The organism is Streptomyces sp. NPDC127084 (genome assembly GCF_042724175.1).
Classification (GTDB): domain Bacteria; phylum Actinomycetota; class Actinomycetes; order Streptomycetales; family Streptomycetaceae; genus Streptomyces.
Map to the genome: position 1 here is coordinate 1 of NZ_JBHXFA010000219.1, position 8702 is coordinate 8702.

1 pseudogene is annotated in these 8702 nt (G+C 69.4%); it reads right to left on the reverse strand.

Annotation, left to right across the window (positions count from 1 at the left end):
• Nucleotides 1-8672: pseudogene (locus ACFWI9_RS31220) on the reverse strand (hypothetical protein); the annotation flags it as partial.
• Nucleotides 8673-8702: the final 30 nt, after the last annotated feature.

Genomic DNA, 8702 nt, shown 5'->3' on the forward strand with positions numbered 1-8702 from the left:
CGCACCGACTCACCCGGCACCACCACCAACAACCGCGCACCGAACTGAGCGAACTCCCCCACCGACAACCGCGACCGCACACCCGCCACAAACCCGGACTGACCAGCCAACCAACGCCGCACACCCACCGGCAGCAACGCCACCGCGTCCAACAACTCCAACGCCGAAAGCACCGACAGGTCAGCCACCAACGCATCCGCGTTCGCCGGCTCCACCGCCTCCGGAACTGACACCGCGGCATCGGACACCACACCACCCGCAGTACCACCGTCCTCGAACACGTCGAGACCGAACGGCTCCCCATGCGCACGACCACCCGCCGCAGCAAGCTTGCGGTCGACCAACTGCGACGCCATCCACCGCAAGTCCTCCCGTACATCACTCGCAGCCGCCCGCGCCGCACCCCGCACCTCACCGTCCGACACCACACGCAGATCAGTCACCAACCGCGCGAACGCCGCCGCATTCCCATGACCGATACCGATGTTGTGATGCGTCTCCCCCTCGATCACATCAGCGACATCGTCCTGGTAACGGAAGTTCGCCCCGGCCCCCGCACGCAACCGCTCCTGATGCACCAACGCCGAATCCCGGACCTGATACGCACCCGACGCCTGGTTCGGCGTCCCGTACGTACCAATGAACCTCCAGTAGTCCTTCCACGACAAGGCGAACTCGACCACCACCTCCTCATCCGAGGCAGCATTCGCGTTACTGAACCCATTCGTATGCGACAACGACGTCGTGAAGAACTTCCGATACTCCGCACTCTGGTTGTAAGCCATCGCCGACCGAAACGCCGACTTCGCATCCCGCGCCGTCAGGAACTGACGCGCCTCCACCGTCGACATCTTCCGATACAGCAACATCGACTCACCCGGCTCATGGCTGATCCGCGTCGCCATCGCCGCCCGCTCCGCACGCAACCCCAGCAACTCGTCATGGAACCGCACCATCTGCGGACGCAACCGCTCATCACCCGCCAACCGCGGCGACACCACCTCCTGCTCATCCACAAACGCATAGAACACACTGTCGAAGTCCGACACAGCCGAACCCAACCCGAACAGGTAGTCCGCATACGCCCGATAGAACGCCGCCATCACATCAGGAGTGAACCGACCCGACGGAGCACCATGCACCACACCGGATCCGGAAGCCCCCTTCTCGGCATCGGAGGCGCTGTAGTGGCTGCTGGTGGGGCTGTAGTAGACCTCGACATGCGGTGTACCGACAGCTTGGGGCCCGTGCTGGGAGACTACGATGTCCGGCCCGTCGGCGAAAGACCGGGCGACGTCGAAGGTGACACCGAGGGCGTGGGCCGTCAATGCCAGGAACGTCTCACCGTACGATGTCGCCCAGTTGGTGCTCCAGTTCTCCACGGCCGCCAGCAGAGGTGCCAGCTCCTCGGAAGTCGGCCTTGCGGTGCTTGCCGGGTACGCGGCAAGCACCTGCTCGCGCAGCTCTGCGTCCGTCAGACCGGCGAGGGCTTCCGGTGCACCGAGCCCATGCCACTCCGCCAGGCTCAGCAGATCGGCACGCGTCGTACCGGGATCCTGTAGCTGCTGCCCGAACTCCCCGACGGTGGAACGACGCAGTTGGCCGATGATTTCGTAGGGGAGCGTCTCGGTGGCGATCGCTTGGTCCAGATAGTCTGCGATGAACCCGCGCAGCGCAGCAGCGGCGGCCGCCGCGCTCGCGTGCGAAGGCATCCTGCCGGTGTGCGAGAACACATTCTCCTGGTGCGCCAGCACAGTGCGGACGCCGTCCGTGTCAGAGAGCCACCGGTGGACATCGGGACGAGCGGTGGCCAGACCGGGCAGCGCATCTCTCACCAACCGCGGAACGCTCCCGATCACGGAGTAGAGCAGGCACTCACCATTGGCCACGATACGCAGGAGTCGCCCGCGAGCCGGCCCGCCGGTTGCGTTCGCGGGGGCGTTCGAAGAGTCGGCTGCTGCCTTGGCCTGTCCCTCTGAGCTGGATGTGCTGCCGCTCTGCTCTTGCTGCGGCAGCGTCGCTTTCGATGACCCCGGCACAGGCTTCACCTGGGCAGCACCACCCGTGCTGCCCCCCTGCTTCTCCTGCGGGACACTCGCCGTCGACACTCCCGACACCGGCTTGCCCGGGTCAGGCTTCACCTCGACCGCAGCAGACGTACCACCGCTCTGCTGCTCCTGCGAGACACCCGCCTCCAACGTCCCCGGCACAGGCGGCACCTCGGCAGCACCACCCGTGCTGCCACCCTCTTCCTGCTGCTGCGCAGCCGCCTCCGATTTGACCGGGGCTTGCTGCGGCTGCGGGACCACCAGCGACGGGTGCAGGGTGGTCTTCGGACCCGGCCTGGTGGCCGGTGTGGAGGCCAGGGACGACAGCGGGACGCTGACCAGGCCCTCTCCGGTGGCTCGGCGGAGGTCACTCACACTGTGGGCGAGGCCGGGCAGTTGCTTGTGCGCCGCGGTCTGGGCGTCGGCTTGTTCGGACTGCTGCTTGAGTGCTTCCACGACGGATCGGTTGAGGGTGCGCAGGTGTGTAAGCCGCGCATCGCGGTCCTTGCCGGCCTGGTCGAGACGGTCGTTGGCGTTCGTGAGCTCGGTCGCCGCATCGACGGCCGCGGTCTCGGCGCCGGAGAGTGCCTTCTCCAGTGCCGGAAGCCGACCGGCGGCGTCCTTGAGCGCGGTCCGGGCGGCGTTGGCCTCGCCCTGCAAACGCTCTTGCTCAGCGCGCAGCGCGTCGAGTCGATCACGCGCGGCTTCGAGGCGGGTGTGTGCCCTAGCTGCTCGATTCTGCGCCTCGCGTGCCCGGTTCTGGGGAACGGTGCCCGGCTTCTGTCGGGCTATGTGCGTCAGGACGAGATCGGCTGCGCGCACCACACCGGCCACCTCGGTGGTCTCGGTGGTCGCCTCGCTGATCCGGCGCGGGAACTCCAGCAGCAGGGCGGTGATCCGCTGGGCCTCCTCCTGCCACCGGTCACGCTCCGATGTCACGGTATCCCGCTGTGCACGGGCCGTGATGACGTCCGCCTCAGTCTGGGTCAACACCTCAGTGGCCGTGCGATGCCCGAGCCTGGCGTTCGCGAGGTCCTCTACGGCAGCGGCGAGTTCGGCGCGGCCCTGCGCCTGTGGGCCGCGCAGGCCGGCCTCCCGGTCCCGTGCCTCGTCCTGGGCACGGACGGCATCGGCGTAGGCGGTGATCTGGGCGGACAGGCCGGTCCAGGCGTCACGGGTGCCTGTGTCCGTGCTGTCCAGGACGCCGGCCGGCGTGAACCGCCAGTGGCGCAACCCTTCGTCGGTACGCAGCACCAGCTCGACAGGTCGGGCGGCAAGCGCGGCGGTGCGCGAGGCGGCGTACAGGGCGCGGGCCAGCAGGGACCCGTCCGGGTCGGGGCCGATGGCGAGCCAGAGCTGGGCGGCGGCGTCGCTGGGGTCGAGGCCGTCCGCGAGCGCTCGGGGCAGGTCGCCGAGGGGGTGGGTGGTCCAGTCCTGGAGATCGGCTTCGGGCATTCCGGCCAGCATGGAGCGCAGGTCGTAGACCTGCGGGTCGGTGCGCGCGTCCGTGATGCCGTAGCCGAGCACCTCTCGTTCGCCCAGGCGCATCTCGGTGCTTCCGGTCACGTACAGCGTGCCTTCGGGACCGTTGACGGTGGTGACGGTGTCGACCATGACTTCGTAGCTGCGGGTGCCCCGGCCGCCTTCGGGCAGTGCGGTGCCACCACCCTTGAACCACTCCCGCCGTGTCGCCGCTATGCCGGAGCCCGCACCTTGACTGACCGGCTGCTGGGCGAGGAGAGGGCCTCCGGCGCCCAGGATGTTGCGGCCATCGGCGGAAAAGGCCTCTTGTAGGACGGTGGCGAATGCGGATCCGGCCGCGCGCGAGCTGTTCGCGGCGATCGTCGGCAGCCTCAGCCGGTCCAGGGCGACGTCCCCGGCGTCGCTGATCCGTCGCGGGTTGAACAGCTCGATCTGCAGGTTTGGCGGGTCGTCGGACTCGAACACGTCGGGGTAGGCGCCGGGCAGGGTCTGGGTTACTCCGGCGGCGCGGGAGGCGTCGAGACTGATCTTGCCGGCCTGGACGAGTTCACCGATGCGGACGGCAATGGCCTCCGCGGACTCGGACACCGTCGTCGCCCGCCACTCGGCGGCGAGCCGGGGGGCGACAGTGGTCAGTGCCTGCGCGAGCTCGGCGTACGCGTTGTAGTGGAACACCGGTGTGGGCCCGGTCGGTACGATCCGCTGCCCGCCTGCGATGTGGGGCTGGCCGGTGCCCGTGCGCGGAGTGTGCAGGGGGTGGACAGCCGAAACCGCGGGAGCGGTGGGGGCCACCGGTGTCGCGGGGGCTGTCGCCTCGCTGCCGGTGAAGCGCAGGGCGACCCGCGCGGGCACCGTGACAGTGGCGGCGGGGCGGCCGTGCAGCATCCGTTTCAGCCAGGTGCCGAGGGACAGGTCCTTGTCGTACAAGGCCAGCACACCGGCTTCGATGATGCCGCCGGGCACATCGAAGGGCCAGTCGGTGACGAGTTCGGAGCGGGCCGACCCGGTGTACTCGTAGTCGACTTCGAAGTCCGCCGCGTTGTCCGTGCGCAACCAGAAGCGGTCGTCGCCGGAGGTCGCGGTCTTGTCCGTGTCCGTACGGTTGACGGTGTTGCTGAAGGCCGGGCTGGTGCGGTCTGTTCGCGTGTCGTCGGACGGGCGCGGGTAGCGGGCTGTCGGGGTGAAAGTGCTGACGTGGCGGCGGTTGTGGGAAACGGCGCTGGAGGTGTTCGCGGGGGCGTGTACGTGGACCTGTTCGAAACCGCTTCCACTGCCTGCGGGGCGGCCGCGGACGGTACGCAGTCCGGCCGTGTCCTGGACGGGCCTGGCGCCCAGGGTGACCTCGACCAGCCGGGCACCGCCCTTGGTGACGTGCCGGAAGTGGAAGCCTTGCACTCCGCGGGGACCGCGACCGGGCAGGGCGCGCATCGCGGTCGGGGAGGTCATGTCGGCGATCCGCGAACGTACGCCAGGGAGGTACGAGGGGTGGCCGGGGATGGTGGAGCCCGGTGCCTCGCGTTCGACGAGGGCGGTCAGTTCGGCCCGCAGGCGGTCGCGCTGCTCGGCCCCGTCGTCGCTGAACTGCTTGGCCGACAGGATGCCGGCGTTACCTGGTTCCCGGGTGCGGGCGAAGCGGTCCGGAAGGGGCAGGGTCGCCTCGGGCTGGGTCGGCACGGTCAGTCCGTCGAGGCCGGTGAACCACTCCGCGTCGCGGGCCAACTGGGCGTCGCCCATGAGGAACTGGGTACCGGGCGGCAGATCGACGGCGATAGTGATGGGTTCGGCGCCGGTCAGGCCGAGTGCGTTGCCGACCAGGTTGCGGCGGCCGTGTCGGACGGTCATGAGGACGGTGGAGCGGCTGCCGATGCGGTGCAGGGTGCTGCTCTCCGTCGGAGTGCGGGTCACACCGGTGCTGGAGCCCTGGGTGTGTGTCCGGTCCGTGCGGCTGCTGTATGCGTGCCGTCCTGACGGGTTGAACGCACCTGTGGGCTCCGGCTTCTTCGCACCCTTGGGGGTCTTGCGCGGCAGTTGCAGCGATGTGGCGGTGACGGCGACCTGGTGGCCTCTGCTGCTGGTGACCTGCTGCTGGGTGGTGTCGGTCGCACCGACGTCGGTCTCCAGGTACTGCTTGCCGCTGTGCAGGTGCTCGGCATCGTGCAGATAGCCCTGGAGCTCCACAGTGAATTCATGGTCGGCGCCGAGGCCGGGCAGTGTCAGTCCCTCGATGACGTAGCTGCCCTTGAAGATCTGGTGGGCGCGGCCCAGTCGGTTGGCGGGGCTGAGGGCGCTGTGCAGGGTCTCGGTGAACGGTGTGCTCTGGTCGGTGGCGCTGGAGCCGGTGAACGTGTCGGCCACCTTGCCGACGGCCTTGGCGAGAGCGGGGGCCTTTGAGGTGGCAGCCTGCTTGACGGTGTCCAGTAGGCCCTGTTCGGGGTGGCCGGGATAGGTGTTGGTGACGATCTGTTCGAACGCGTCGAGAAGGGCGGCGGACCCGGCGAAGACGTCCATGATGGCGTCGTCGGGAAGCCGGATGACACCGTCGACGGGATTGCCGTCCGGCCCCGTCAGAGCCAGGCGCGCGTAGTCGGTGGCGTCGACGGGTCGAATGTGGTGGGTGCCAGGTGCCTGCCGGGGAGAACCGGCGGGGAGCGTGCGGTTCCGCGGGACGGCAAGGGTGAGGAGTCCGCTGACGGTCGCCGGGGGTGTTACCGCGGGCTCGGCCGGGCGCTCGATGTCGGCGGGCCGGGTGGGGTGTGCGTCGGGGTGCGAGGCGGGGTCGGCGAACCGCACCGCGGGTTCGCTGCCCTGGCCTTCGTAGAGGTCCAGGGCGAACTGGGCGGGTACGTCGAAGATCTCGGTGGACTGACCGCTGCCGATGAAGAACTGGTCCTGGTTGACCCCGGATCCGACCGCGGAGGCGTGGGTGGTCTGACCGGCGTACAAGTAGTCACCGGTACCGCCGAGGTTCCACGGGGCATCGGAGCCGAGCGGGCCGCTGGGTCCGCCGCCGAGACCGCCCTGCCATCCGTAGGCGTACCCGTTGGACTCGGTGCCGCTGGCGGAGAACGACGAGATTCCCATGACCTGCACGTCCGGCAGGGTCCGGCGGTGCCGGGAGTCCGTGGCGGAGCCGGGTGCGGTGTCGCGGAACGCGGACAGCCGCAGCTGGACGCGGCGAACTCCGCCGGTGCGGTCGGGCAGGTCGAACCACTCCGGGTGGCCGCCGTCCACCATGGCGTCGGCCGCGGCGCGCAGGCCGATTTCGGAGCGGGCCTGTTCGAAGCGTCGCAGGTTGGCGAGCTGCGCCTGGGCTCGTGCCTCGTCGAAGATCCCGAACTCCGCTTCGAGCGGCGGGAGGAAGCCCTGGGCACGCAGCCATGCCTCGGCACGTTCGAACATCTGCGCCGTGCCGTCGACGGCCAGGGGCGCGGTCGATGCGCCGAGGGTCCGCAGGTTCTCCAGTTCCTCGGGGAGTTGGCGATCACCCTTTCCCGGAAGGTGTTCCGTGCCCTTGGCCTGCTCTGCGGCGAGAATGCGCAGACGCATCCCGTCGTCCCACGGTCCGAACGTGAGCGCGGTGCTGCCGCCGCGGGCCCTGATCAGCGTGACGCGGTGGGTCACCCGAGCCGGGGCGACGAGGTGGCTGCGGTTACTGCGCACAGCGTGCGCCATCGTGGCCGAACCGCTGGCTGAAAGAGTGGCGTTGGTCTGCCCCTTCACACCGCCCTTGATGGCGAAGCTCCCGGCGGCCTTGGACGAGGCGTCAGGGTGCCCCTGGGCCCGGTCGCTGGTGAACGAAGGGCCGACGCTGCCGTCGAGGGCTGCGCCGCTGGTGTACTTTGCCGAGCTGTCGATCTTGACGGTGTGGGCGACATGCGCCTCCAGGTTGATCTTGCCGTCGAGGGAGCGGTGAGTCGGGGCGTCGGGTGCCACCTCGGTGGTCACCTTCAGCATGCCGATGACGTTGCCGTCACTGTCCAGCAGGAGCGGGGAGTACAGTCCACGGCCCCGCTGGAGCGGCAGGGTGCCGCGCAGCACCGGCTCTGACAGGAACGTCTCGAGTTCCTGAGCGGATGTGTCCGACAGGTCGGCGAGATCGGTTGCGAAGCCTCGGCGCACCTCGGCCAGCAGACGGGCCGGCTCCTGCACCGAGTCGACGCCCCATACCGGAAGGTCGTCAAGATCCGCGGGGACGGCGAGTTCACCGCTGGACTCGACGGCGAGGTGTTCGGGGAACCAGATGGTGACGGGGCCGTGTGTCTGGGCGTCGGTCCAGCCGGCCGCCGGGGGCTGGGCAGGCGGATCCACCCGGACCTGCCACGCGGTGCTGAACTCGATCGGCTGGGACAGCTCATTACTTCGCTGAGCGGTCATCGTCTGCACCATGTGGGTCACGGTGGTGAACGACGCGTACTCGTTGTGGGTCAGTGCGAGCGCCAGCGCCCCGTCCACCGCTGACACCGGTCCGGCGTTGGCGATGGGGTAGCGGCCCGACCAGTACACCGGGATGGTGCGGACCGTCCCGGACCCTGACGTGTGCGAGGACTCATAGCTGCCTTGGGCGCGCCGCTCCACGCGCTTCTCGGGGTCCTCGACGCTGTGCGCACCGTACCGCTCGGAGCGGGCCGGCTCGCGCAGGCCGAGCCGAACGTCCACCGTGCGGTCGCGGCCCTCGTGCCGGACGGTGAACCGTGCTCCGGTGCTACTGCGCAGGTAGGGCAATTGCCGGGCCAGTTCCTCGGCCGTGAGGGTGTCACGGAGGTGAAGCAGCACCGGGTGGTTGTCGGGGACGGTACCGGTGATGCCGAGCGCGGCGAGGATCTGCCGGTGCACTCCGTCGACGACGGACACGGGCAACGGCTCGACATGGACAAGGCCCACGTGTCCGTCGTACTGGGAACCGTAGTCGCTGACGTACGAGGACAGGGGTCCGGACCAGACGCCGGGAGCCTGGCTCTGGTCGCGCCACTGGTCAGGACGTATCGGTGCGGGGGAAGGCGCGGCGCCGCCGGGCGGTGCGGCGTGCAGGGCGGCTTGTTCGCGTCGCCGCATGCGTTCCACACGTCGGCTGATCTCGGCTTCGATCCACGGAACTCGGGCCGCGGCGGCCTCCGCCTCCGCGTCCCAGACCGCCTGGCTCACCTCGCCCGGGGTGACCACACGCAGCCCCGT